The sequence below is a fragment of the Mesorhizobium sp. LMG 17147 genome (assembly GCF_024297145.1).
GTDB lineage: Bacteria > Pseudomonadota > Alphaproteobacteria > Rhizobiales > Rhizobiaceae > Mesorhizobium.
On record NZ_JANCTC010000001.1, the window covers coordinates 57,818 to 81,918 of the forward strand.

Annotated in this window: 23 protein-coding genes; 6 read left to right on the forward strand and 17 right to left on the reverse strand. The window is 61.8% G+C overall.

Annotation, left to right across the window (positions count from 1 at the left end; genetic code table 11):
* Window positions 1–12: 12 nt before the first annotated feature.
* The 6 genes from NMG46_RS00290 to NMG46_RS00315 form a co-directional block, all read right to left on the reverse strand.
* Window positions 13–165 carry a peptide ABC transporter permease gene (locus tag NMG46_RS00290; protein ID WP_254815765.1) on the reverse strand — a complete coding sequence of 51 codons (153 nt, stop codon included), beginning with the start codon at window positions 163–165 and terminating at the stop codon, window positions 13–15.
* Window positions 166–273: 108 nt separating this feature from the next.
* Window positions 274–1,989, reverse strand: a complete 1,716-nt coding sequence (locus NMG46_RS00295; RefSeq protein WP_254815766.1) for an HAD family hydrolase — start codon at window positions 1,987–1,989, stop codon at window positions 274–276.
* A 4-nt stretch (window positions 1,990–1,993) separates the two neighbouring features.
* Entirely contained in the window at window positions 1,994–2,965 is a 972-nt protein-coding gene (locus NMG46_RS00300; protein WP_254815767.1) for an SDR family oxidoreductase, read from the reverse strand.
* Between the two features lie 190 nt (window positions 2,966–3,155).
* Window positions 3,156–3,458 (reverse strand): hypothetical protein, encoded by a 303-nt coding sequence (locus tag NMG46_RS00305; RefSeq protein WP_254815768.1) that lies wholly within the window; start codon window positions 3,456–3,458, stop codon window positions 3,156–3,158.
* 472 nt (window positions 3,459–3,930) lie between these two features.
* Window positions 3,931–5,331, reverse strand: coding sequence for a phospholipase D family protein (locus tag NMG46_RS00310; protein WP_254815769.1), 1,401 nt, complete (start codon window positions 5,329–5,331; stop codon window positions 3,931–3,933).
* 63 nt (window positions 5,332–5,394) lie between these two features.
* Window positions 5,395–6,153 (reverse strand): endonuclease/exonuclease/phosphatase family protein, encoded by a 759-nt coding sequence (locus NMG46_RS00315; protein WP_254815770.1) that lies wholly within the window; start codon window positions 6,151–6,153, stop codon window positions 5,395–5,397.
* A 238-nt stretch (window positions 6,154–6,391) separates the two neighbouring features.
* Between NMG46_RS00315 and NMG46_RS00320 the strand changes: the two genes are divergently transcribed.
* Window positions 6,392–6,802 carry a DUF427 domain-containing protein gene (locus NMG46_RS00320; RefSeq protein ID WP_254815771.1) on the forward strand — a complete coding sequence of 137 codons (411 nt, stop codon included), beginning with the start codon at window positions 6,392–6,394 and terminating at the stop codon, window positions 6,800–6,802.
* A 31-nt stretch (window positions 6,803–6,833) separates the two neighbouring features.
* On the opposite strand, the gene NMG46_RS00325 is transcribed toward NMG46_RS00320, so the two are convergent.
* From NMG46_RS00325 to NMG46_RS00340, 4 genes are all read right to left on the reverse strand, one after another.
* Window positions 6,834–7,250 (reverse strand): HD domain-containing protein, encoded by a 417-nt coding sequence (locus NMG46_RS00325; RefSeq protein ID WP_254815772.1) that lies wholly within the window; start codon window positions 7,248–7,250, stop codon window positions 6,834–6,836.
* A gap of 130 nt (window positions 7,251–7,380) precedes the next feature.
* On the reverse strand, window positions 7,381–7,752 hold the full coding sequence (locus NMG46_RS00330) for an avidin/streptavidin family protein (protein WP_254815773.1): 372 nt from the start codon (window positions 7,750–7,752) through the stop codon (window positions 7,381–7,383).
* Between the two features lie 75 nt (window positions 7,753–7,827).
* Window positions 7,828–9,171 (reverse strand): PAS domain S-box protein, encoded by a 1,344-nt coding sequence (locus NMG46_RS00335; protein WP_302893596.1) that lies wholly within the window; start codon window positions 9,169–9,171, stop codon window positions 7,828–7,830.
* 150 nt (window positions 9,172–9,321) lie between these two features.
* Complete coding sequence (locus tag NMG46_RS00340; protein WP_254815775.1) at window positions 9,322–10,155, reverse strand: Ku protein; 834 nt, start codon at window positions 10,153–10,155, stop codon at window positions 9,322–9,324.
* Window positions 10,156–10,280: 125 nt separating this feature from the next.
* Here NMG46_RS00340 and NMG46_RS00345 point away from each other — a divergent pair, with 125 nt between their 5' ends.
* Window positions 10,281–10,745, forward strand: coding sequence for an NUDIX domain-containing protein (locus tag NMG46_RS00345; protein WP_254815776.1), 465 nt, complete (start codon window positions 10,281–10,283; stop codon window positions 10,743–10,745).
* Between the two features lie 42 nt (window positions 10,746–10,787).
* Here the strand turns inward: NMG46_RS00345 and NMG46_RS00350 are convergent, their stop codons facing one another.
* Window positions 10,788–11,405 carry an alpha-ketoglutarate-dependent dioxygenase AlkB gene (locus NMG46_RS00350; RefSeq protein ID WP_254815777.1) on the reverse strand — a complete coding sequence of 206 codons (618 nt, stop codon included), beginning with the start codon at window positions 11,403–11,405 and terminating at the stop codon, window positions 10,788–10,790.
* A gap of 128 nt (window positions 11,406–11,533) precedes the next feature.
* On the opposite strand from NMG46_RS00350, the gene NMG46_RS00355 reads away from it, so the two are divergent.
* Window positions 11,534–11,749, forward strand: a complete 216-nt coding sequence (locus tag NMG46_RS00355) for a KTSC domain-containing protein (protein WP_254815778.1) — start codon at window positions 11,534–11,536, stop codon at window positions 11,747–11,749.
* A 97-nt stretch (window positions 11,750–11,846) separates the two neighbouring features.
* Here the strand turns inward: NMG46_RS00355 and NMG46_RS00360 are convergent, their stop codons facing one another.
* From NMG46_RS00360 to NMG46_RS00370, 3 genes are read right to left on the reverse strand one after another with little or no spacing between them, the layout of a single operon-like run.
* Complete coding sequence (locus tag NMG46_RS00360; RefSeq protein WP_254815779.1) at window positions 11,847–11,990, reverse strand: hypothetical protein; 144 nt, start codon at window positions 11,988–11,990, stop codon at window positions 11,847–11,849.
* Window positions 11,984–13,165: an acetate/propionate family kinase gene (locus tag NMG46_RS00365; RefSeq protein WP_254815780.1), complete on the reverse strand. Its 1,182-nt coding sequence runs from the start codon at window positions 13,163–13,165 to the stop codon at window positions 11,984–11,986. The genes NMG46_RS00360 and NMG46_RS00365 overlap by 7 nt, the downstream gene beginning before the upstream one ends.
* The gene (locus NMG46_RS00370) at window positions 13,165–15,576 is read right to left on the reverse strand and encodes a phosphoketolase (protein WP_254815781.1); all 2,412 of its coding nucleotides are present in this window, start codon (window positions 15,574–15,576) and stop codon (window positions 13,165–13,167) included. The genes NMG46_RS00365 and NMG46_RS00370 overlap by 1 nt, the downstream gene beginning before the upstream one ends.
* A 303-nt stretch (window positions 15,577–15,879) precedes the next feature.
* On the opposite strand from NMG46_RS00370, the gene NMG46_RS00375 reads away from it, so the two are divergent.
* Window positions 15,880–17,880, forward strand: a complete 2,001-nt coding sequence (locus NMG46_RS00375; RefSeq protein ID WP_254815782.1) for a protein-L-isoaspartate(D-aspartate) O-methyltransferase — start codon at window positions 15,880–15,882, stop codon at window positions 17,878–17,880.
* 49 nt (window positions 17,881–17,929) lie between these two features.
* The gene (locus NMG46_RS00380) at window positions 17,930–18,175 is read left to right on the forward strand and encodes a hypothetical protein (RefSeq protein ID WP_254815783.1); all 246 of its coding nucleotides are present in this window, start codon (window positions 17,930–17,932) and stop codon (window positions 18,173–18,175) included.
* A gap of 655 nt (window positions 18,176–18,830) precedes the next feature.
* On the opposite strand, the gene NMG46_RS00385 is transcribed toward NMG46_RS00380, so the two are convergent.
* Genes NMG46_RS00385 through NMG46_RS00395 form a run of 3 tightly spaced genes read right to left on the reverse strand, consistent with a single transcriptional unit; the run spans window position 18,831 to window position 23,660 of the window.
* Entirely contained in the window at window positions 18,831–20,369 is a 1,539-nt protein-coding gene (locus NMG46_RS00385) for a SpoVR family protein (RefSeq protein ID WP_254815784.1), read from the reverse strand.
* Window positions 20,369–21,691 (reverse strand): YeaH/YhbH family protein, encoded by a 1,323-nt coding sequence (locus tag NMG46_RS00390; protein WP_254815785.1) that lies wholly within the window; start codon window positions 21,689–21,691, stop codon window positions 20,369–20,371. Before NMG46_RS00390 ends, NMG46_RS00385 begins: the two co-directional genes overlap by 1 nt.
* Before the next feature lie 19 nt (window positions 21,692–21,710).
* A complete protein-coding gene (locus NMG46_RS00395) occupies window positions 21,711–23,660 on the reverse strand; it encodes a PrkA family serine protein kinase (protein WP_254815786.1) in 1,950 nt (649 codons plus the stop codon).
* A 270-nt stretch (window positions 23,661–23,930) separates the two neighbouring features.
* Between NMG46_RS00395 and NMG46_RS00400 the strand changes: the two genes are divergently transcribed.
* Window positions 23,931–24,092, forward strand: coding sequence for a hypothetical protein (locus NMG46_RS00400; protein ID WP_254815787.1), 162 nt, complete (start codon window positions 23,931–23,933; stop codon window positions 24,090–24,092).
* The last annotated feature ends 9 nt before the right edge of the window (window positions 24,093–24,101 follow it).

A 24,101-nucleotide genomic window follows, 5' to 3' on the forward strand; every position in this document is an offset into this window, starting at 1 on the left:
GCCGTCAGGAATTCAAACCCACCACACCAGCAATGCCAGAAAGACGAGACCCACCAGGCCGGCGATGAAAATGATCCGGCGCGCCCGCGTCCGCAGGATGATCTCGCCCTGCCGCGCCTGCTCCGCCGAAAAGACAGGACCATTCTTGTCCGGGTCGCTGCTCATCCATCGTCTCTTTCCGGGGCAATTATTCGGCATCGATTGGATCTGGCGCCCGATAGAACACAATTTCGTTTTGGCGGATGAGGTTCCACGGCTGGGCGCCGTTTGCATCTATTCCTTTGGCGCGGTGGCGGGCGCGGTATAGCGGCGGCGCACTGCGTCCAGGATGTGGTTGCGGCTCTCCTGCGCCGAAAGTGTGCCGTCTTTCTCCGCCTCCGCGGTCTCGCGCGCCAGTTCCTTGTCCCTGATCTGGTGGCGAAACCATTCGGAATAATCGCCGGCGCGCAGATGATGTTCCCAGGTCCTGTCGTCGATGCCCTCGGCGATCTGGGCGAAAATCATCAGATTATGGGCGCGGAGGTTCATTGCATTGTCGGGGCCGCGGAAATAGAAGCTGCCCTTCTCGTCGAGCTGGCCCTCGGCATATTTGCGGCTGTGGCGCTTGAGCGACTGCCGCGGCTCGATCGGCTCGACAATGGCAGGTTTCTTGTGCGCCTGCGGCCGCCAGAACAGCACGCGCTGGTCTTTTGGAGAGCTCAGATCCTTGTCCTTTGGCGGTTCGGTGCCGGTCTCGCGGCAGAACGTCTTGATGACCTTTTTTGCCTTGGGGCCGAGTGCGATGACGGCGGTGACCAGCCGCAATGCATCGGTTGAGATCGCGTCCGGATGAACCGTGATCAGGATCGTGCCGGGCAATTCCATCGCCAGCACCATTGGGGTATCGTCGCGCCGCTTCGGCAGGAGGTGATGCGCCTCGTCGATGATCAGCCAGTGCGGTCGTGCCGTACGGAAACGAAGACTGCCGAGGCCCGGCAGCAGGTCGGCAAAGAAGTCTGGCCGCTCATTGACGCGCAGCGCCAGGCCATTGACGACAAGATTGTTGTCGGGCTTCTCCAGGAGATCGAGCAATTGCGTTTTCGTCGGCGCGTTCGAGCCGTCGCCCAGCCGGACCGCGCCTTCGAGGCCATCGTAGTCGCCTTCCGGATCGAAGATGCAGAACTGGAACTTTCTCTCGACGAAGCGCTCCGTCAGTGCGGTCGCCAGGGTCGATTTGCCGATGCCGGAGCTGCCGGCGATCAGCACCGTATCGGTTGGCGACAAATACACCTCCTTGCCGTCCTCCGAGCCAAGCACAATGCCGTCGCGGCTCGGCACAAGCTCGCGATCGCGCTCCACCACCTTGGCGATCAGTTCCTCGACGCCTTTTCCGCGCGCGCCGCGTGTCACGAGATCCGCCGTTTCCTTGACCGCCGGCAGTGCGTTGTCGACGGCGACGCTGAAGCCGCAGGCGCGCAGGAAGGCGTGGTCGTTTTCGGCATCGCCGACACCGACGACGTTGTGCGGCGACAATCTGAGGTCCTGAAGCGCGGCTGTCAGGCCGGTCGCCTTGTTGATGCCGCTGGGCAGGATCATCACCGCGCCCTTGTTGAAGATGATTTCCAGCTCCATCCCCAATTTCTTGATCACCTCGAGCGCGGTAGCCTGATGCGGTTCCCAGGTTGCGACGATCGAGCGTCCGACCGAAAGCGGTTTGACACCGCGTTTCCTGAGTTTGGCGATGAGCTCGGGGGCGGGCGGCGGAGATATCGTCCGCTCCTCCTCGCTGGCCGGCGTGTAGATCAACGCGCCGTTTTCGGCGACGACCTTGTCGAAGATCGCGACTTCGGGAAAGACGCGTTTGAGGTCGGGCAGCTCGCGCCCGGTGACGAGAATGAGTTTGCGGCCGCTCTTCTTGAAGCGTTCAAGCGCCGCAAGCGTCTTCTCGGCAACGACGCCTTCATGCGCCAGCGTGCCGTCATAGTCAGTGGCCAGGGCAATGAAATACATGCCGTCAGTAGCCGCCCACGATCGGCAATATCTCGCCGGTGATATAGCTCGAGCAATGTGGCGAGGCGAGGAACACGTAGGCCGGCGCGATCTCCTCCGGCTGGGCCGGGCGTTTCATCGGCGTATCGGCGCCAAATTTCGAAACATCGCCGGCTTCCTTGTCCGAGGGGTTGAGCGGCGTCCAAACCGGGCCTGGCGCCACGGCGTTGACCCTTATGCCCTTGTCGACAAGGTTGCCTGAGAGCGCGCGGGTGAAGGCATGAATTCCGCCCTTGGTCATGGAGTAGTCGACCAGTTGCTTCGAGCCCTCGATGCCGGTCACTGAACCGGTGTTGATGATCGCCGAACCGGGTTTCATGTGTGGCACGGCCTCCTGCGCCATGTGGAAATAGCCGTAGAGGTTGGTCTTCAGCGTCGTGTCGAAATGCTCCTCGGTCAGTTCGCTGAAATCGCTGGAGTGGATCTGGAAAGCGGCGTTGTTGACCAGCACGTCGATGCGCCCAAACTCCTGCACGATCTCAGCCACCGCGTTGTGGCAGTGGTCGCGTTCGCTGACATCGGCCTTGATCAGGATGCAGCGCCGGCCTTCGGCTTCGACGGCCCTTTTGGTCTCTTCGGCGTCCTTGTCCTCCGAGAGATAGACGATCGCCACATCGGCGCCTTCACGCGCATAGAGCACGGCCACCGCACGGCCGATGCCTGAATCGCCGCCGGTAATGACGGCCACTTTGCCGTCGAGCTTTTTCGATCCGATATAAAATGGCGCATCATAAAGCGGCGCCGGCTCGATCGCCCATTCATGCCCCGGCTTCGGCTGGTGCTGCTCGGGGAAGGGCGGTTCGGGATATTTGCGGGCGCCGGCCTGCATAGCGCCTTTTTGCTTGCCATTGGATTTGGACTTGTCCTTCTCGTCGATACGGCGCTGGATATGCCGCTGCTTGGCGGCCTCGCCGGCGATTTCCGATTTCATCTGCATGGTCATCTCCCTGACTTGAAACCCAACAACGCATGTCCGGCGAAAAGGTTTATGCCATGGCGTCATTCCTTCAGTCCGGAGCGGATCGTGCGAAGTCTGAGCCACGGCAACCCGCTGCAGTACGAACCCGCTGAAAATGCCCAGGAGATTGCGGCGTCCTCAGCGGCGCATTTGTTCGGCCCGCCCTGAATCACAGATTGTTCTGCAGTGTCGCCCGACGGCTGGCTCCAGCCGTCCTATTCATGTCGCTGCCCCTGCCATTGAGTTGCCTGGCCTCGTCCTCGGCTGCGTCTTCGAGCTTGGCGACGAGCAGATCCTTGAGGTCGCCAACCTCTTCCTCGATGTCTTCGATGGGTACCCCGGCGTTGGCCGCCTCTTGCTTGCATTCCCTGGCGAGGATTTCCGCCTCCTTTTCAAGCCTGATCGGAGGCGGCGGCACATGAACGTTTTCGTGAATCCAGTCCTGCAAGAATTCTATCGCATTAGCACTCATGGTGCTCACCTGTAGCGGCAAACTGTAGTGTCATTAACGTACGTGCTGCAAAATGGATGCTTGGCAACGCCGAATTTCAAACAGCGATACTTTAACGATAGCGTGATCGCCAAAGAGCTAGAGCTTTGCAGTCAAGGGAAATCATTTGGCGTCGCAGAATGCCGCTAACCAGACATTTGGGGCGGGGGCGTAATTTGCAGCATCCCGCCCTAAGACGCATTGCGCCGTCGCGCCGGTGTTGCGCGGTTCGGGTCGCCTGACGGCCGAACATCGTCACCTGCGGCAGATCGTGTCGGCCGCTCAGCGACACGGTCGGCGCGCATTTTGCGTTTGTGCGCCATCCAGAACGGCAAGAGCTCGGCAAGAAAACTGTATAGCGTGGTCTTCATCGGCATGCTCCGGACCGGATTACAACTCGTGATCCCGCATTTCCGTTCCGACAAAGAGTCGCGTTCCGACAAATCCGTCGCTTCTACAATTGCGATTCGATCGGCAGGCAGCCAACCAGCGCTGCAATGATGCGCCGATAGAGACTGGCCTCCGGTTCACGCGAATATTGCCGCATCTCGCCATCCGCCAAGCCGAGCCACCGCAAGGCGCCTTTGTCCAGGACCAGCTGGTAGCTCGTCTGCGGTGATTTTTCGTGCTCGAACAGCCGGCGCAACTCCCTCACCAGATTGGTATCGTGGAAAAGCACGCCCATTTCCGCATTCAACGACACCGAACGCGGATCGAAATTGAAGGAACCGACAAACCCCAGCGTGTCGTCGACCGTGAAGGCCTTGGTGTGAAGGCTGGCTCCCTTTGAACCGAAAACGGAGATGTTGGCCTGGCGGTCGAAGGGCTGCAATTCGAAAAGCTGGATACCTTTTTTAAGCAGCTTGCGGCGGTATTTGGCATAGGCGCCGTGCACGGCTGCGACGTCCGTCGCGGCGAGCGAGTTGGTCAGGATTGCAACCTCCGCGCCACGGTCCACCAGCTTCGACAGGATGGCCAACCCGGTGCGGCTGGGGATGAAATAGGGCGAGACGATTTCGAGGCGCTGCCTGGTCGCGGCGATAGCGGGAAGCAACTCCTTTGTCAGCCAGTTCCTGCGCCTCTTGCCGCGCACCTTTTCCGGCGGATCGGAAATGACGCGAACGCCTTTCGTCCAGCAGACGTCGCTGTGCGCTACAATGAACTCCGTGATCGTGCGCCAGGCACGGAGGCTGTTCAAAAGCTGGCCGTCCGCGGTCGCATCGAGATTGTCGAGGAAATCGGCGCGCGAGCCGGCTGCAGCCGGGTTAAGCAGTTCGATCGGCTTTGCCGCCTCGCAACTCCAGAACGCCTCGAAGATCTGCATCGTCTGCCCTACGGCAGGACCTAGAAGCAACAGGTCGAGATCGCGAAAATTCGTCTCCGCAGCGTCGAAATAGGCATCGCCAATGTTTCTTCCTCCGACAATGGCCAGGCTCCCGTCGGCGATCCAGGCCTTGTTGTGCATGCGGCGGGTCATCGCAAACAGCCGGGCGACCATCTCCAGCGAGCGAAAGATGCTGCCGTTCCTCATGCCGCTGGGGTTGAACAGCCTCAGCTCGATGTTCTTGTAGCTGTTGAGCGCCAGGTAAGCGGCGTCGCTGTTGCGCGGATTTATATCGTCCAGCAGCAGGCGGACGCGGACACCGCGCTCCGCCGCCTTGACGACCTCCTGCATCAGCAGCCGGCCGCTATGGTCGTCGTGCCAGAGATAGTACATCAGGTCGAGGCTGCTTGTGGCACTGCGCGCAGCAAGGATTCGCGCGGCAAACGCGTCATAATTGTCGGCGATCAGCAGCAACCCGCTATTGCCGGCCGCGATCTTGTCCCGGGCAAACCGCGAAATGGCTGTATCCATCAAGTGCACCGGCAAACGTCAGCGAAGCAAACGGTCTGAAATCTGATTAACAACCCTTCAGGTTCATTCTGGTTGCAGTCGCGGCTGCCGTATCGCGTCCAGGTTCAGCCGGGCCTTGATCGGCAGATGATCGGAAGCGCGCTGCGCCAGCGGCGTCTTGTGCACCTCGATGCTGGAAATCAGGTGGGGCGGCCTGGCCAGGATGCGGTCGAGCGCAAACAGTGGAAAGCGCGACGGAAAGCTCGGCAGAACCGCATCGATCGGACCGAAATGCGGCAGCAAGGCCAGCAGCGAAGACCTGTTGCGGACGCGCCATTCGTTGAGGTCGCCGAGCAGGATGGTTGGCCGCAGAACCGGGTGCGTGGCTTCGACCAGCGCGTTGGCCTGCTGCGAGCGCGACCGCCGCAGCAGGCCGAAATGTGCGGCTATGATCCTAAGCGAGACGCCCTTCAGCTCCAGATCCGCGATGACCGCACCGCGCGGCTCAAGGCCGGGCAGCCGGATCTGGTTCACGCTTTCGACCACGCCGCGGCGCGCCAGGATCAGATTTCCGTGCCAGCCATGGCTGCGGCGGTTTTCCGGGACATGTGTGGGGACGAGGTCGCTATCCCGCTCGAGCGCTGCGAGATCGAGCAAACCCTGCCTGCTTCCGGTTCTTTCGTCGGCCTCCTGCAAGGCAATGATATCGGCGTCGAGTTCCTTGACCACGGCCGCGACCCGCTCCGGATCGAACCTGCCGTCGGTGCCGACGCATTTATGCACATTGTAGGATGCAACCGTGGTGCACGAAATTTCGTTGCCGGGCGCCGTAAACCGCGGCACTTCCCTTCGCAGCGCAGCGCCAAGCGACCTTGGAAGGGTAGGCGATCGATCCAGCATCTGATCCATTTGCTTTTGAGTCGGCGAGTGGCGGCCATTGCGATTATGGCGCGTGCGGAGGTCTGAAACAACGACGACCTTGTAAAACCGTTCCACCGCCGGCGTCGGCGCGCCCGCGGTCTGGAACCCTGACGGGCAACAACACGTTTCGGGAGGGCAGCGCAGTCAACGGAGAAGTCGAATGCAGCCCTTAGCCGCAAATTCCGCCCCCCGCTCAGGTCCGGTCAGGATTGTCCCGTTCGATGGAACCGTAACCGTTCGGTTCTCCGACGCCATTATTGCGTCGAGCGCGCGGGCAAAGCTGCTCTACGAAGACGGTCACGATCCTGTCTTCTACATACCCTTCGAGGACATCTATTTCGACCTTCTGGAGAAGACGAACACAACGAGCCACAGCCCGCTGAAGGGCACGGCAAGTTATTGGCGTGTTCATGCGGTCGGCTCGTCGGCAGAAGACTTCATGTGGGCCTACGAGACGCCCGACACCCCGGCACGGACGATCGCCCGCCACGGCGCGTTCGATCCCGGCCGGGCGCGGATTGAGGCCGATCCCGCGGAGGACAAGCGGCATACGCCGCACGTCACCGAATAGACCCACATCGGCGACAGCCGTCAGCTTTCCGTCAGCTCGCGAACTCTTCTCTGAGAATGCGCAAGCCGGCTTCGTATTTCGCTGTCGAGGCACCGATCTGCCGTGCCTGCCATAGATTGTCGGCGAGATCGGCGCGCTTGACCGGCAACGCCAGCGGGTTGGCCGCAGCCCTGCGAACGAACACAGCATCGTCCTCGTTCGGCCGCCGTGTCAGTGCGTCGACGGCCGATACGATGGACGGCCCGAACCCGGCCGCCTCAAGCCGGTCGCGATTCCAGCCGTCGCCTTTTTCGATGACGTCGTGAAGATAGGCGATGGCTTTCTGATCGAGCGTTTCGACAGCATCGACGACCCGGCGGCAATGTTCGATATAAGGCCGCCCGGTCTTGTCCGTCTGCCCGGCATGGGCCTGTTCGGCGATTTTCGCTGCGCGATAAAGCACGCTCATTGGGTCGATCCCGTAACGAACGGCGCATCTCCTGGCGCACCAACGCGCCATTGTCAGTGCGAGTTCCTACGCGCCGCCGGACCCTGCTGCCTCGCTTGCGAGCTGAATGCCGCGGTGGCGGGCGCGATAATCAGGAGACGCGTTCAAAACTGTCGAGGCTGGTTCCAAAGGCACGCCAGGCGGGGAGTTTCCTGGCTCGGGCCGGCGCCCCTTCCTTTTCCGCCGACAAAGCGGCATCCGCAACGGTGTGCCATAGCATCTCCAGCTTCCCGTTCCTGAGGATGCCGGTATAGCTCACCGCCGCGGCTCCGACCCGCCCTTCAGCTGCGCAGGTGAATCCGATGACATCTCCATGGCAGGCTCCGAACAGCGGCACCGTCGTGCCGAAGAAGGCGCTGTCCTCTAGCGCCGTCCTGAAGGTTCCGCTGATCCGTCCGCCCTCTTCGCTGGTCAGTTCGACGACCGACCCGTACTGGTTCCGCCAGGTGCCCAGCCAACTCATCGCTGCTCCTCCTGATTGCTGCCATAGCGATTGCGTTGCCACACGGCATCCAAGCCGCGGCCGAGATAGCGGCTTTCAATCAGCCGCAATGCCAGCCATCGACATCTGAACGAAGCGCAGCGGCGCTTCCAGCGTCCAGGTGATGCCGTGCCTCTCAAATTCCAGGCGGCCGGTGCCGCTGAGCGCCTGCGGGGTGACGCGTTTGAGCACGACCGTTCCGAAACCGCGTCGCGTGTTTTCATCGACCAATGGTCCGTCCAGTTCCCGCCAGACAAGGCGGAAGCCGTCGCTGCCATCGGCGGCTGGCGTCACGGTCCATTCGACCTCGACCCGCCCGTCGAGGCGCGACAGCGCTCCGTGCTTTACCGAATTGGTGGCCAGCTCGTGAAAGGCAATGCCGAGATATTGCACCGCATTCGGCTGCAGCATGATCATCGGCCCGCTCATCGACAGCCTGGCCTGTGTCGCGAAGGCCTTGGTCTGGGCATGGATTAGTTCGCCGATGGTCGCGCCACGCCATTCGGCATCGACCAGCAGATCGTGTGATTCCGAAAGTGCCATGATGCGTTCCCGGACCTGGGAAAGGAAAGCCTCTGGCGTACCCGCCAGCTTGCTGGTCTCGCGGATCATCGAGACGATCACCGAATACTGGTTTTTAACGCGATGGTTGACTTCGCGCATGAGTGTGCGGATACGCCGTTCGCTGTCCTTGTGCGGGCTGATGTCGCGCGCGATCTTGGAGGCCCCGACGATACGCCCGATGCCGTCGCGTATCGGCGAAATGGTGAGCGAAACCGGTACCAGGGTGCCGTCCTTGCGCTGCCGGATAGTCTCGTATGAAGGGATCCGTTCGCCGGCGCGAATGCGGCTGATGATCATGGCTTCCTCATCCAGATGGTCGGGCGGGATGAGCATCGTCACCGGGCGACCGATCGCCTCCGCCGGCGTGTAGCCGAACAGGCGTTGTGCCGCGTCGTTCCAGCTGGTGATAATGCCGTTCAGGTCTTTCGACACGATCGCGTCCATCGAAGATTCGACGATGGCAGCGAGCCTTATGCTGGCGTCGTCAGCCAGCGCCTGAGTGCGCAGGTCGAGCAAGGTGTTGATGGCGCCGACGACCTCGCCGTTCGCATCGCGAAGCAGGACCGGATGCGCGCTGAACGGGATGAACTGGCCGTCCGGCCGCTCGGCGATCGCCCGGCCCCCAGGAACGTCCCGCTCCTCCAGCAAGGCAACGGCCATCGGACATTCGTCGTGCGCCATCGGCCGTCCGTCGAGGTGGCGAAGCTTCCATGATCCGCACCAGCGGTCCTGGCCGATAACCGGACGATATCCCCAGAGATCGGCAGCGGCTTCATTGAAGAACGAGATGTAGCCTTGTCTGTCGGTGGTGTAGACAGCCACAGGCAACGCCTGCATCAGATCGGCGGAGGAAACTTGCGGGATTCCGCCAGTCTTTAGTTCAACGACGTCCACCAGTCCCCCGCTCCGCTTGGCTTGCCGACGGATTGCTACGTCATCTAAATGCGCGCGAGCGTTTTCGGTTCCGTTCGATCCGCTTTCGGACATTCAGGCCGATCTGCGTTTCGCGGCCGTTCCCCGACCTTTGTTAGGAGCCTTGCCGCCTTCCTGCGCCAGGCTTCTGCGCAGAATATCGGCGAGGTTGACGACATTCGTCCTCGGCGCAGGTGCCGGCTTGGGCGGTTTCTTGCCCTTGCGTTTGGCTTCGATCATCGCAACCAGCGCCTGTTCATAAGTGTCTTCGAACTTCGACGGGTCGAATTTGGCGGGCTTCTTGTCGATCAGCAATTGCGCGATTTCCAGCATCTCGGGATCGGACTTGCGAGCCTTCAGTCCTTCGAACACCGCGTCGGTTGCGACCACTTCATTGTGGTTGCGTAATTCCGTCATCACCATGCCCTTGCCCAGCGGCTGGATCAGCACCTCTCGGCCTCGCTGGTACAGCACGACGCAGGAGCGGGCTGCCACTTTCTTCCTGGCCATGGCGTCCCGGATCACCGCGAAGGCCTCAGTGGAGGGCGCGTCGGCCGGGACCAGATAATAGGGCTTTTCGAGGTAGCGTGCGTCGATTTCGGCGGTGGGCACAAACTCGCCGATCTCGAGCGTGTGCTGCGATACCATCTTTAGTTTCTTGATTTCGTCCGGTTCTATGCGGATGAATTCGCCCTTCTCGACTTCATAGCCCTTTACCTGGTCGGCAGCCTCCACCGTATCGCCGGTCTCCTCGTCGATATAAGCGCTCTTGACCGGGAGACCGTCCTTGCGGTTCAGGATCCTGAAATGCACTTTCTCGGCCTCGCTGACGGCGCCGATGATCTTGACGCCACAGGAAACCGATCCGACTTTCATAAAGCCCTTCCAGGCAGCTCGCGGCGTCGCCATGTCAATCACTCATTTGCCGAACGGACGGAACGGCTGCGAGCCGAAATCGTTCCGCCGTGGCAGGCTGGTCCATACGCCGGCCCGGACGAGAACATTCGGTTCATTTTCGTCAGGGGAATAGCGGAATGGCCAAACGCAGCGCAGGGTTGCTCATTTATCGCCAAAGCCGAGGTTCACTTCAGGTGCTGCTGGTGCATCCCGGCGGCCCATTCTGGGCGAAGAAGGACGACGGCGCATGGTCGATCCCGAAGGGCCTGGTCGACGAGAACGAGGACGAACTGGCGGCGGCAAAACGCGAAGCCGAAGAGGAGCTCGGGGTCGCCATCGATGGAGTTTTCGAACACCTTGGCAGCTACCGGCAGCCGGGCGGCAAGCTCGTCGTCGCATGGTGCGTCGAAGCGGATTTCGACAGCGACGCCATAAGCAGCAACACCTTCGTCATGGAATGGCCGCCAAGGTCCGGCTCGATGAAGGAATTTGCCGAAGTCGACAGAGCGGGCTGGTTCTCCCTGCCTGACGCCAACCTCAAGATACTGAAAGGCCAGCGCGCCATGCTGGCGGATTTGGCCGGTCGGCATGGCGACCCATGAAATCGGATCGGCTCAGTACTTCAGGGCGGCGCCTGGCTTGCCTTACGGCGCTATCCCAAGCGAATTTTGAGCGCGCAACGTGCGCAATGTGATCGAATAGCGGTGCTCGGCGACCGGCGGAATGCTGTGCTCCCATTCGTTGCGCGCAGCACCCGTCATCAAATAGGCTGATCTTGGCTCGACGGTGACCGTCTTGCGATCCCATCGCGTGCCGTTTTTCCGGCGCAGGCGGAAGCTGCAGGCGGCCAGCAGCGAAACGCCGGCGATCACCTCGAAATGAGGCTTGTCGCGGTGCCAGCCGATACCGGCGCCCGGACGGTATTCGTTGATCAGCACCTGCACGAAGGTTTCGGCCGGCAGGCGGGCCAAGGCTGCAACTTTGTCCCTGAGCGGCAGCAGAAAGCCGGGTATCGGCGGTGCTTCGACGACTTCGCGCCGGTCGTAGTCGTAACGCAGCCCGAAGCCGACCACCCGCCGGTTTGCCAGATGGCCGTGAAAGTCGAAGGGCTGAAAAGGCAGGCCTGCGAGCTGGCTTGCCAACGCTGCTTCCTCGTCCGGCGTGATCAGTTCGGGCCGGTAGCGGAATCCTTCCGGCAGGTCGTCGGAGGCGGCAAAGAGATCGCCCTGACGGGCTGCAGCCGATGTCTTGAGTGGTAGCATCAACTGTACTTGGTGAAGCCGGCCCGTAGCGGCAAGACTGCTTCGGCAGCAAGGAACCTCGCTCTCCGTGCAGGGTTACTCACACGATGGCGTGGATTGGAGCACTGCCGAGCATTGGATCTGTCGAGATGCCTTCAACTGCGATCAGAAACATCGACTACCGGCCGGCGACGAGGGTACTCTCGGTGTGGTTCGTCCCGAGCGGAAACCGCTATGATTACGAGGACGTTCCGCCGCAGGTCCACGCTGCGTTCCGCAAGGCTTCGTCGAAGGGCCGGTTCTTCAACGAACATATTCGCGACCGGTATAAATACCATCTGGTCGAGCAGAGCCATTCGAGCTGAGTCTTCCGACGCTTCTCAACCATGATCTCGGCTCTCCGCCATTCGTAGCCGCGCGGCAATGAGCGGACTTCGCAGTTGGTGAGCGACCTGATATTGATCATGGCTTCACCAGAAACATCGAAAGCCTGGAATGCCCGCCGAAGTCGAAAAAACCGAGCAGCTCCAGCAATTGCTCGATACCCCGCATCTGGCGGGCGTGCTGGATAGCGAACAATTCAAGAGATTTTTCGACCATCAGCAAGGCCCGTCGATCACCTTGCGCGTGTGGCGGGCGATGACACCTTCTTCGTCGGTCGCGATGACGCGGACTTCGACCTTGCTGTCCGCCTGGCTTATGAGCGCTTCATGGGAGTTGTTGTCGGCTTCGTCGATCGCCACGCCGAGCCAGCCAAGCCTGCCGCAAATCGCTTTGCGGGCCGCGGCAGAGTGCTCGCCGATGCCGCCGGTGAACACCAGGCATTCCAGCCCGCCCAGCGTATTGGCGAGGGCGGCAACTTCCCTGGCGGCGCGGAAGGCGAAAAGCTCCACCGCTTCGCGCGCCCGGCGGTCGTCGCTGGCCTCCAGCGTGCGCATGTCGCCGGAAATGCCGGACACGCCGAGCAGGCCGGATTCCTCGTAGAGCATGTCTTGCAGCGCCTCTCCCGAAACACCTCTTTCCAGCAGCAGGTACAAAAGCACGCCCGGATCGATGGCGCCGCAGCGCGTGCCCATGACCAGGCCGTCAAGCGCCGAAAAGCCCATCGTCGTATCGACGCTTCTCCCGTCGCGCATGGCGCACAGGCTCGCCCCGTTGCCGAGATGGGCGACGATGGTTCTTTTCGCCGCCAGATCGGGCGATATCTGCTTGAGCCGGCCCGCGACATATTCGTAGGAAAGCCCGTGAAAGCCGTAGCGGTGGATGCCGTCTGCCTCATAGCGGCGCGGCAGCGCGAAACGGCTGACCAGAGGCTCGATGGTCCGATGGAAGGCCGTGTCGAAACATCCGACCTGCGGCAAGTCGGGCCGCAACGCGGCAAGCGACCGGATCGGCGCGAGGCTGCGCGGCTGGTGCAGTGGCGCAAGCGGCGTCAGCCTGTCGAGAGCCTCGATAACTGTCGGTGTCAGGCGGACAGGTTCGACGAACTCGCGTCCGCCATGGACGATGCGATGGCCGCCGGCGATCAGTTTCCTTCCGCCAAGTTCGTTCTCGATCCATTGCAGCATCTGGCCGAGGCCCATGTCGCGTGATGCGTCCGCGGCAAGCGGCCGATCGCACTGCAGCTCCCCATCGGCGGCTTTCGCGGTCAGCCTTGGCACATCGCCCAGATCCAGCGAACCGCGAGAGGCAAGATCCAGCTCGGCGGATGCTGCAAGGTCGTAAAGTCTAAACTTGATGCTCGACGAGCCGGCATTCAACGCAAGGATCGATCGTCGCATCAATCGCCGGCCCTTGTCGCGCCGTCCTGCGGCCAGGACCATTTCTGGATCTCGGGCATGTCCTCGCCATGTTCGCGGACATAGGCTTTGTGCTCAGCCAATTTCCCATGCAGCGCCGCGGCAAGCTCCTTCGCCCGCTCGGCCAGCCCCGGCACACGCGCGATCGCGGCGAGCGCCAGATGATAGCGGTCGAGCTGGTTGAGCACGACCATATCGAACGGCGTCGTCGTCGTGCCTTCCTCGCGAAAGCCATGCACATGCATGTTGTCGTGGTTGGCGCGCCGGTAGGTCAGACGGTGAATGAGATAGGGGTAGCCGTGATAGGCGAAGATGACCGGCTTGGCCTTGGTGAACAGCGCGTCGAATCTGTCGTCGGTAAAGCCATGCGGATGTTCGGAATTCGACTGCAAAATCATCAGGTCCACGACATTGACGACGCGGATCTTCAGGTCCGGAATGCCCGAGCGCAGGATGTCGGCTGCGGCAAGCGTCTCCAGCGTCGGCACGTCGCCGGCGCAAGCCAGGACCACATCCGGATCTTCGCCCTTGGCAACCGTCCCGGCCCATTCCCAGATGCCCGCGCCGGCCTTGCAGTGCGCTTCCGCGTCTTCGGCGGACAGCCATTGCGGCGCCGGCTGCTTGCCGGCGACGATGACGTTGATGCGGTTGTAGGTTTTCAGGCAATGGTCGGTGATCCACAGCAGCGTGTTTGCATCCGGCGGGAAATAGAGCCTTACCGTGTCGGCCTTCTTGTTGGCGACGAAATCGGCAAAGCCCGGATCCTGGTGGCTGAAGCCGTTGTGATCTTGCCGCCAAACATGCGAGGTCAGCAGGTAGTTTAGCGAGGCGATCGGCTTGCGCCAGGCAAGTTCGCCGGAGGTCTTCAGCCATTTGGCATGCTGGTTGACCATGGAATCGACGATGTGGACGAACGCCTCGTAGCACGAGAACAGGCCGTGGCGGCCGGTCAGTAGATAGCCCTCCAGCCAGCCCTGGCAAAGGTGTTCGCTGAGCACTTCCATGACGCGACCGCCGCGGGAAAGATGAACGTCGTAAGGCTCGATCCGCTCCATCCAGACCCGGTCCGTAACCTCGAACACGTCGTCGAGACGGTTGGAGGACGTCTCGTCGGGCCCCATCAGGCGGAAATTCCCGGCCTCGGCGTTCAAGCGGATCACGTCGCGAAGATAGCTCCCCACGGTCCGCGTTGCCTCCCCAACAGTGCCGCCCGGACGCGGTACGTCGAGTGCCAGGCCTTTCCAGTCGGGAAGCACGAGGTCTTGCTTCAGCAGGCCGCCATTGGCGTAGGGGATTGCGCCCATGCGTCTTGGCCCTGTGGGCGCCAGCGCCGCGAGCTCCGCCAGGAGATGCCCGCCTTCATCGAACAGCGTCTTCGGTTCGTAGCTGCGCATCCAGTCTTCGAGGATCTGGCGGTGCGCCGCATCGCCGCGTGCGTTCGACACCGGGACCTGGTGCGAGCGCCAGAAATCCTCGACTCGTCTGCCGTCGACCTCTTTCGGCCCGGTCCAGCCCTTTGGGCTGCGCAGCACGATCATCGGCCACAGCGGCCGCTCTCCCTTCCAGCCCGCGGCTCGTGCAGGCTCCTGGATGGAGTGGATCCGGTCGAGCACGGTATCGAGCGTGCGGGCCATCTCCCGATGCATCGGGGCAGGCTCGTGGCCTTCCACGAAAAAGGTTTCGTAGCCATAGCCGAGGAACAGGCTGCGCAACGCCTCGTCTTCCATGCGGCCGAGGATCGTCGGGCTGGCGATCTTGTAGCCGTTGAGATGCAGGATCGGCAGGACGGCACCGTCGGATGCAGGGTTCAGGAACTTGTTGGAATGCCAGGCCGCGGCGAGCGGGCCGGTCTCGGCTTCGCCGTCGCCGACGACGCAGGCAACCACAAGGTTCGGATTGTCGAAGGCGGCGCCGAAGGCATGGACCAGCGCATAGCCGAGCTCTCCGCCTTCGTGGATCGAGCCGGGTGTCTCCGGGGCAGCGTGGCTCGGCACACCACCGGGGAACGAGAACTGCCGGAACAGCTTTCGCAGGCCGTCTTCATCCCTGCCGATCTCGGGATAAATTTCGCTGTAGGTGCCCTCGAGCCAGGTGTTCGCGACCATTGCCGGGCCGCCGTGACCCGGCCCGCAGATGAACAGAACCTCGAGACCACGTTCACGGATGATCCGGTTCAGATGCACATAGATGAAATTGAGGCCGGGCGTCGTGCCCCAATGGCCGAGCAGCCGCGGCTTGATGTGCTCGGGCCGCAAAGGCTCGCGCAAGAGCGGATTGTCGAGCAGATAGATCTGGCCAACCGAAATGTAGTTCGCGGCGCGCCAGTAGCGGTCCATCAGATCCATCTGGTCAAGGCCGGTTGTTTGCGCAGTGGTGCGGGCCTCGTCGTTCATGGAAATGCCTCCGGAATACCCTCGTCCGTCGTTATCTGGAGTGGCGTCGCCTCGGAGAAAGGATTTGCCTCGAAATAAGTTTGGGCGGGCGCGGCCAGCTCCCGCTCGCCGATCCTGCAATCCGCCTCGCCCGACAAAAAGCGGGTCGGTCTTTGAGGAACCTCGGGGCTTGCCAACGGTTAGGAAGATGCACCGCATTGCATGAATCCAAGGGGACTGCCGAGGCCCCCGGGACATCGACTGGCCAAAGTGCCGTTGAGCAGCTTGGGCGATTGTGGCGGAGGCCCGTAGGAGGAGCAAAAAATGCTCGATCTCTCCCATGCCCGCAACCAAATGGTCGACATTCACCTAAGCCGCCGTGGCATTCGCGACCGCAATGTCCTTCAGGCGATGCGCGAGGTCCCGCGCGAGGCTTTCGTCGAGCCCGGTTTTGAAGAATTTGCCTATGAAGACGGGCCGCTGCCGATCGCCGAAGGTCAGACGATATCGCAGCCCTATATCGTTGCGTTGATGATCGAAATGGCCGAGGTCGGAGCCGGTGACCATGTTCTCGAGGTCGGCACCGGCTCGGGCTATGCGGCTGCCGTAATGAGCCGGATCGTCGAACGTGTCTACACCATCGAGCGCCACGCCGCGTTGGCTGAAGCGGCAAGGCAGCGGTTTAAAAAGCTTGGCTACGACAATATTGAAGTCCGCACTGGCGACGGCACCAAGGGTTGGCCAGAGGCTGCACCCTTCGATGCTATCCTGGTTGCCGCCGCTGGACCCGGCGCACCGCTCGCGCTGCAGGAACAGCTCGACGTCGCCGGCCGGCTTATCATCCCGGTCGGCGACGAATTCGACGCGCAGCGCCTGCTCAAGGTCACCCGGACCGGCGCAGCAACTTACACCGAGGAGGATTTCGGCGGCGTGCGGTTTGTTCCGCTGATCGGCGAGCAAGGCTGGGGCGAGCCAGGCAGCGACAGCCAGATAGCGGCCGATCTTCCGCACCGGCATCAGCGCAGGAGCAGCCTGCCGCAGATGATAGCGGCCGCCGCCGAACCGCTTCCGGATTTCGACGATCCGGCCTTCGGTGCGCTGTTCGACCGGTTTGCCGACCGCCGCGTCGTCTTGCTCGGCGAAGCCAGCCACGGCACGTCGGAGTTCTACCGTGCGCGCGCGGCGATCACTCGCAGGCTGATCGAGAAGCATGGCTTCACCATCGTCGCGGTCGAGGCCGACTGGCCCGATGCCGCGGCGATCGACCGTTACGTCCGCCACCGGCCACCACGGCCGGGCGCCGATCCGCCGTTCCAGCGCTTTCCCACCTGGATGTGGCGCAACACCGACGTCGCTGCGTTCGTCGACTGGATGCGAGAGCATAATGAGCGGATCAGGATATCCTCCCGGCGGGCCGGGTTCTATGGCCTCGACATCTACAATATGGGCGGGTCGATCGCGGCGGTCCTGCAATATCTCGACCGGGTCGATCCGCAGGCGGCGAGGATCGCACGCGAACGCTACGGCTGCCTGACGCCGTGGCAGAACGACCCGGCCACCTATGGCCGTGTCGCACTCACTTCCGGCTACCAGAAATGCGAGAAGGCCGTGCTCGAGCAATGCCGGGAACTGCTTGCCAGAGAGCTCGACTATGCGCAGCAGGACGGGTTCGATTTCCTCGACGCCACCCAGAACGCCCGCCTGGTCGCCTCCGCCGAGCGCTATTACCGCACCATGTATTATGGCGGCGCGCAATCCTGGAACCTGCGCGACACCCACATGTTCGAAACGCTGGAGCACCTGCTGCAGGCCCGCGGCCCGAACGCCAAGGCGGTGGTGTGGGCACATAATTCCCATATTGGCGATGCCCGCTATACCGAGATGGGGATCGTCAGGGACGAATTGAACATCGGCCAGCTCTGCCGCCAGCGTTTTGGCGACGAGGTTGCCTTGATTGGGCTCAGTACGCATTCCGGGACGGTGGCCGCTGCCACCGACTGGGACGGCGACATGGAAGTGAAACCGGTTCGGCCTTCCCACAACGACAGCTATGAGCGGCTTTGCCACGACAGCGGCGTCTCGCCTTTCCTGCTCGATTTCGAGCGCGACGACACGCTGCGCCAACGGCTTCTGGAGCGCCGGCTGGAACGCTTTATCGGCGTCATCTACCGGCCCGAGACCGAGCTGCACAGCCACTATGCCGACGCCTCGCTCGCCCGCCAGTTCGATGGTTTCGTCTGGTTCGATGAGACCAATGCCGTGACGCCGCTTGGGCCGGAGCATGCGGGGACAGGCCTTCCCGAGACTTATCCTTTCGGGCTGTAGCGAATCTGGAACTTGGGGAAGCGGAAAATCGAAAGGAAGGAGGTCACCAATGGCCGGAAAGAAGACTCATGAGCAGCAATTGCGCATCATCGAAGAGCGCGAGAACACGAAAAACGCCGGCAAGGATTTCGACGCGGAAGCGGATTTGAAAAAGACCAGGCAAGAGCGCGAGGCGTTCCGGCGCGGTGCCGAGCTCAGATCGGACCCGAAGGAGATTGCCGATCCCGACGATCGCAACATCATCCGCGGCGAGCACCAGGAAAGCGCCCACAACAAGCATCGCGCCGACCGCTGAACGGCCGGATCGCTTGACGTTAAGACAATACGATGCCGGGTCCGTCCCTTGACCTTAATCCCTGGGGCTATTCGGCAAAAAAATGTCGCGGCGACAGAAATTGAGACGAGGCTCAGCATTGCCAGGCCTGCCCTGACCACATGCGAAGCCTCCCAGACGTTGCGCAAATCTCTCCAGTCGCCGGTCTGCTTTCGAGAGAACATTGAAAAAAACGTCGCGGCGGATTTCGGCAGGGCAGTGTCTTGCACCCAGAAATTATTGACGGGGTGGGTGACCAACCAATAGGTCGCGTGCTCCACCAGCAAGGAGACAAGCGCCGCCAAGGTCCACCAGAATCGGGCGCTTGGATAGGGCGTCAGGTAAAGCAGGACGGCGAGTGCAATGATGCCGCCGATCTCGGCGAACCCGCCGATCGTGAAGCCGGGATAGTAGATCGCCTGCACTGATCTGTAGGTGGCCTCCTTGAGGCGCAACTTGCCGGGCAATTCCAAAGCGTGCGCGAGCGAGAGCGCCATCGAGACGGCGACCAACAGAAGCGTGGCGATCGTCAATGCGCGCATGTCTCCTGCTCCCGACCATGCCCTCGTGGTGCGCGCGTAGATAGGGTGGTTGGTGATCCTGAAAAGGCGCCCGACTTCGCCGGCAGGCTGTTCGGTCATTCCCCGATCTGGCTGGTCGAGCGTTCGTGGAGCCTGGCGCCGGTCTGCGCGTCGACCGCGACCATGCTGACCTCGTAGCCCCAGAGCTTGCGGATGTGGCGCAGCGTGGCGTCGCGGCTGCCGCCTTCCAGCACGATGCCGTCCTTGACCTTGTGCTGCAGGCGCAGATGCCGGTCGCCGAGCAGGTCCACATCCACCACCTGGATGTCCGGCCGGCTGGCGCCGATGTCGTAGCTGTGGGCGAGTGCGCTGCGGATACTCTCGTAGCCGCGCTCATTGTGTATCGAGGCGACTTCGTAATGGGGGTCGTTGGCAGCGTCGGCAAGCACAAAGAACCGCCATTTCCGTATCAGGGTAGGGCTCAGATATTGGCGGATGAAGGACTCGTCGCGATGGTTGGCCCAGGCGTCCAGCAAGGTCTGGCGCCAGTCGCCGTTGCCGGCGATATCGGGGAACCAGTCGCGGTCCTCGGCCGTCGGCGCGGTCGAGATGCGCTGGATGTCCTGCATCATGTCGAGACCCAGCGCGTAAGGGTTGATACCGGAAAAGCGCGGATCGTCGAAGCCCGGCTGGAAGATCACGTTCGAATGGTTGCGCAGGATCTCCAGCATGGCACCTTCGCCGATCAGCCCGCGGTCGAACAAAAGGTTCATCAGCGTGTAATGCACGAAGGTGGCGCAACCCTCGTTCATCACCTGCGTTTGGCGCTGTGGATAGAAATACTGCGCGATAACGCGGACAATCCGGATAACCTCACGCTGCCACGGTTCCAGGATCAGGCTGTTCTTCTCCAGGAAATAAAGCAGGTTCTCCTCGGGCAGCTTGAGCGATTTCTTGCGCTCCGCCATGGTGTCCGTCTCGCGGACCTTGGTGCCGTCCTTGGACGGCGGCAGCGTGCGCCACAGATCGTTGTAGGAGCGCTCCTCGTATTCCAGGCGCTCGCGAAGGCCCTCGCGCTGCTTTTCCGACGACAGCTTCGGCGGCCGGTGATATCTGAACACGCCCTGTTCCATCAGCGCGTGTGCGGCATCGAGGATCTCTTCCACCGCATCGACGCCATGCCGCTCCTCGCAGCGGGCAATGTAGCCCTTGGCAAAGTCGAGATAGCTGAGGATGGCGCCGGCGTCCGTCCACTGCCGGAAAAGATAATTGTTCTTGAAGAAATGGTTGTGGCCGAGTGCCGCGTGCGCCGTCACCAGGGCCTGGAGGGCCATGGTGTTTTCCTCCATCAGATAGACGATGCAGGGATTCGAATTGATGACGAGTTCATAGGCGAGCCCTCGCCCGCCTTTGCGATAGAGCAGTTCCTGGTAGAGGTAGTGCTTGCCGAAGGACCAGTGCCGGTACATCAGCGGCATGCCGACCGAGGAATAGGCGTCGAGCATCTGTTCGGACGAGATGATCTCCATCTGTACCGGATAGGTGTCGAGGTGGAGCTCTTCGGTGGCGATCGCCTCGATGGTCTCGTAGGCGCGCGACAGCGTCCTGAAATCCCAGTCGGAACCGGAAAACAGCAGCCCGGATCTGCTCGCCATCAGCCCCCTCTTTCACCGCTCTTTTGATAGCCCGGCTGTCTGGCGAAGAGCTGGCGGAAAACCGGGTAGATGTCGGCCGCGGTGGCGATGCGGCTCATCTGGAAATTCGACCATCTCAGCTTGACCGCACTGTAGGCACGCCACAGCGACGTGCCGTTGTCGGTAGCGCCGAAAATATGGCTCTCACGCTCGTCGAGGATCTCGACATAGGCGAAATACTGGCACAGCCGCATGATCTGTTCGTCGAGCAGGGCGATGCAGCGCTCGGAATCGGTGACGAAATTGTCGCCGTCCGAGGCCTGGGCGACATAGATGTTCCATTCGCGGCTGGGATAGCGTTGCTCGACGATGCGGTGCATCTCCTCGAGCGCGGTGGAAACGACCGTGCCGCCGCTCTGGGTGTTGTAGAAGAAGGTTTCCTCGTCGACCTCCTGCGCCTCGTGGGTGTGGCGGATGAAGACCACCTCGGTCCGGTCGTAGCGCCGCTTCAGGAACAGGTGCAGCAGCACGAAGAAGCGCTTGGCCAGATCCTTCTCGCGTTCGCCCATCGAACCGGACACGTCCATGAGGCAGAACATCACCGCGTTGGCGTTCGGCACCGGCTGGGCGTCGAAGCGGTTGAAGCGGATATCGACCGGGTCGACATAGGCGATCCGCTTGCGGCGACGCTCCAGTCGATCGAACTCTTCCTGCAGCGCCACGATGCGCTGGCGCATCTCGGCGTTTTGCGGTTTCGCCTCCAGCGACGCGATCTCCTGCGCGATCGCGTCGAGGTCCTCCTGCTTGGGGCGCCTGAGCGCTATGCGGCGGCCATGGCTGTTGCGCATCGTGCGCCCGACATTGATGTTGGTCGGCGAGCCGGTGGCGGCGAAGCCGGCCCGGCGCGGCTTGAAGGCGAGGATTTCCTTGAGGTTGAGCTTGACCATGTCAGGCAGTTCGAGGTCTTCGAAAAAGAGGTCGAGCACCTCTTCGCGCGACAGCACGAAACGGAAATCGTCCTCCGATTCGGTTCTCCCCGGTGCGGACCCCATGCCGCCGCCCTGGCCGGGCTTGGGCAGCCGGTCGCCTGGGGAGAAATGCTTGTTGCCGGGCAGGACGTGCTGGCGGCTGCCGCTGTTCCTGGCATCGTTGAAGCTCGGCTCGCCGGTGCCCCGCGCCGGCATCGAAACGGCATGCTCGGCGTCCACATCGGCGATCTTGCCGGTGCGGATCTGATCGCGGATGGTGCGCTTCAACTCTTCGCGCGCCCGCCGCAGGAAACGCTGCCGATTGCCGAGGCTTTTGTCCTTCGGGTTCAGTCGGCGATCGATGAAGATCGGCATATGTTACCCCGGGCTGGCTTCAACCCGCCTTGTTCACCCGCATGTACCAGTCCACCAGCCGGCGAACCTGGCGTTCGGTGTAACCGCGCTGGATCATCCGCTGCACGAATTCGGTATGCCGCTTCTCTGTCACGCTGTCCTGCTTGGAGCCGAAGCTGATCACCGGCAGCAGATCCTCGACCTGCCCGAACATCCGCTTCTCGATGACTTCGCGCAGCTTTTCATAGCTTGTCCATGACGGGTTGCGGCCATGGTTTCTGGCCCGCGCGCGCAGCGTGAACTTCACCACTTCGTTGCGGAAGTCCTTGGGATTGGCGATGCCGGCCGGCTTTTCGACCTGCGACAGTTCGTTGTCCAAGACCTCGCGATTGAGGATCTGGCCGGTATCGGTATCCTTGTAGTCCTGATCCTCGATCCAGGCATCGGCATAGGCGATGTAGCGGTCGAACAGGTTCTGGCCGTATTCGCTGTAGGATTCCAGATAGGCCTTCTGGATCTCGTGGCCGATGAACTCGGCATAACGGGTGGCCAGCTCCGACTTTATGAAATCGAGATAGTCCGCCTCTGTTTCCTTCGGGAACTGCTCGCGTTTGATCGCCTCTTCCAGGATGTACATCAGATGCACCGGATCGGCGGCCACCTCTTCGGTGTCGTAGTTGAAGGTCTGCGACAGGATTTTGAAGGCGAAGCGGGTGCTGACGCCGGTCATGCCTTCATCGACACCGGCGGCGTTTCGGTACTCCTGGACCGACTTCGCCTTGGGATCGGTTTCCTTGAGGTTCTCGCCGTCATAGACGCGCATCTTGGTGTAGAGCGGCGAATTGTCGTGTTCGGCCAGGCGGGTCGAGACGGTGAACCGGCTGAGGATGTCGAGCACTTCCGGAGCGCAGGGGCTGTTGGCCAGTTCGCTTTCGCGCAACAGCTTCTCGTAGATCTGCCGCTCTTCGGTGACGCGCAGGCAATACGGCACCTTGACCACCAGGATGCGGTCGAGGAACGCCTCGTTGTTCTTGTTGTTCTTGAACTGCAGCCATTCCGATTCGTTGGAATGGGCAACGATGATGCCCTGATAGGGGAAAGCGCCGAAATTCTCGGTGCCGTTGTAGCTGCCTTCCTGGGTGGCGGTCAGCAGCGGATGCAGCACCTTGATCGGCGCCTTGAACATCTCGACGAATTCGAGCAGTCCTTGCGTCGTCCGGTTCAGCCCGCCGCTATAGGAATAGGCGTCCGGATCGGACTGGCTGAAGTTTTCCAGCTGCCTGATGTCGACCTTGCCGACCAGGGCCGAAACGTCCTGGTTGTTCTCGTCGCCCGGCTCGGTCTTGGCGATGCCGATCTGGCGAAGCCTGGACGGCATCAGCTTGACGACGCTGAATTTGGAAATGTCGCCGGACAATTCGTCGAGACGCTTGGCCGCCCAGGGCGAGATCAGGCCGGTCAGCCGCCGCCGGGCGATGCCGTATTTGTCCTCCAAAAGGTCGCCCATGCGGTCGGGATCGAACAGCCCGAGCGGCGATTCGAAGACCGGGCTGACCTGGCCGCCGACCTTCAGCGTATAGATCGGACGCTGCTCCATCAGCCTTTTCAGCTGCTCCGCAAGCGAGGACTTGCCGCCGCCGACCGGGCCGAGGAGATAGAGGATCTGCTTGCGTTCCTCGAGCCCTTGCGAGGCATAGCGGAAATAACCGGCGATACGCTCGATCGTATCCTCCATGCCGTAAAAGTCGGCGAAGGTCGGATAGATCTTGATCGTCCGGTTCGAAAAAATACGGCCGAGCCGCTCGTCCTTGCTGGTATCGACAAAGGTCGGCTCGCCGATCGCCTCGACCATCCGTTCGGGTGCCGAGGCGTACATCGACTTGTCCTCGCGGCAGGCAAGCAGATATTGCTGGAGGCTTATCTCCTCCTGCGCCGCATTCTTGTAAACCTCGGAAAACAGATCGAAGACGTCGGATTGATTCTCACGCATGGTATTCCTAGCCCCGGAGCCGATGTGGCTGCATGTTTGTCTCTTGAACAACCAAATGTTGGAAAGCCCTTGTGGTTCCCTTCACTTCGCAGAGAGTGCATGTGACCGAACGATAAGAGTCTAGATAAGGGCATCCTGGGTGCAGACAAGGCGTGGAACGTCCTGCTCGCGGCACAAAATCCTGAATCGCACCACGTCCTGCGGGCGACATCCAACAAGACGGAGGAACGGTTCGGGTCCTTTCCGGTTGTGAGGGAAAGGAGACGGTCGATGTCTGGGAATAGTTTGTGGTTGCTCGTTGTTGCAGGCGGTCCACTGCTGCTGGCAGTCCTGATCGCCTACGCCCTGCTCACGCAGCGCCGTCGCGGCCCGGCGGAGCGCAGGGAAAGCGAGCGTGCGACCGAGCGCCTGTATCAGGAAAAGAAGGACTGACCGACGGGA

Coding starts and splice junctions, on each gene's coding strand:
- NMG46_RS00355 (WP_254815778.1), top strand. CDS start 11,534: ATGCCTTCAACTGCGATCAGAAACATCGACTACCGGCCGGCGACGAGG.
- NMG46_RS00340 (WP_254815775.1), bottom strand. CDS start 10,155: ATGGCGACGCCGCGAGCTGCCTGGAAGGGCTTTATGAAAGTCGGATCG.
- NMG46_RS00320 (WP_254815771.1), top strand. CDS start 6,392: ATGCAGCCCTTAGCCGCAAATTCCGCCCCCCGCTCAGGTCCGGTCAGG.
- NMG46_RS00380 (WP_254815783.1), top strand. CDS start 17,930: ATGGCCGGAAAGAAGACTCATGAGCAGCAATTGCGCATCATCGAAGAG.
- NMG46_RS00345 (WP_254815776.1), top strand. CDS start 10,281: ATGGCCAAACGCAGCGCAGGGTTGCTCATTTATCGCCAAAGCCGAGGT.
- NMG46_RS00375 (WP_254815782.1), top strand. CDS start 15,880: ATGCTCGATCTCTCCCATGCCCGCAACCAAATGGTCGACATTCACCTA.
- NMG46_RS00290 (WP_254815765.1), bottom strand. CDS start 165: ATGAGCAGCGACCCGGACAAGAATGGTCCTGTCTTTTCGGCGGAGCAG.
- NMG46_RS00385 (WP_254815784.1), bottom strand. CDS start 20,369: ATGGCGAGCAGATCCGGGCTGCTGTTTTCCGGTTCCGACTGGGATTTC.
- NMG46_RS00370 (WP_254815781.1), bottom strand. CDS start 15,576: ATGAACGACGAGGCCCGCACCACTGCGCAAACAACCGGCCTTGACCAG.
- NMG46_RS00310 (WP_254815769.1), bottom strand. CDS start 5,331: ATGGATACAGCCATTTCGCGGTTTGCCCGGGACAAGATCGCGGCCGGC.
- NMG46_RS00365 (WP_254815780.1), bottom strand. CDS start 13,165: ATGCGACGATCGATCCTTGCGTTGAATGCCGGCTCGTCGAGCATCAAG.
- NMG46_RS00295 (WP_254815766.1), bottom strand. CDS start 1,989: ATGTATTTCATTGCCCTGGCCACTGACTATGACGGCACGCTGGCGCAT.
- NMG46_RS00325 (WP_254815772.1), bottom strand. CDS start 7,250: ATGAGCGTGCTTTATCGCGCAGCGAAAATCGCCGAACAGGCCCATGCC.
- NMG46_RS00350 (WP_254815777.1), bottom strand. CDS start 11,405: ATGCTACCACTCAAGACATCGGCTGCAGCCCGTCAGGGCGATCTCTTT.
- NMG46_RS00300 (WP_254815767.1), bottom strand. CDS start 2,965: ATGCAGATGAAATCGGAAATCGCCGGCGAGGCCGCCAAGCAGCGGCAT.
- NMG46_RS00390 (WP_254815785.1), bottom strand. CDS start 21,691: ATGCCGATCTTCATCGATCGCCGACTGAACCCGAAGGACAAAAGCCTC.
- NMG46_RS00400 (WP_254815787.1), top strand. CDS start 23,931: ATGTCTGGGAATAGTTTGTGGTTGCTCGTTGTTGCAGGCGGTCCACTG.
- NMG46_RS00305 (WP_254815768.1), bottom strand. CDS start 3,458: ATGAGTGCTAATGCGATAGAATTCTTGCAGGACTGGATTCACGAAAAC.
- NMG46_RS00395 (WP_254815786.1), bottom strand. CDS start 23,660: ATGCGTGAGAATCAATCCGACGTCTTCGATCTGTTTTCCGAGGTTTAC.
- NMG46_RS00335 (WP_302893596.1), bottom strand. CDS start 9,171: ATGCAGGCGTTGCCTGTGGCTGTCTACACCACCGACAGACAAGGCTAC.
- NMG46_RS00330 (WP_254815773.1), bottom strand. CDS start 7,752: ATGAGTTGGCTGGGCACCTGGCGGAACCAGTACGGGTCGGTCGTCGAA.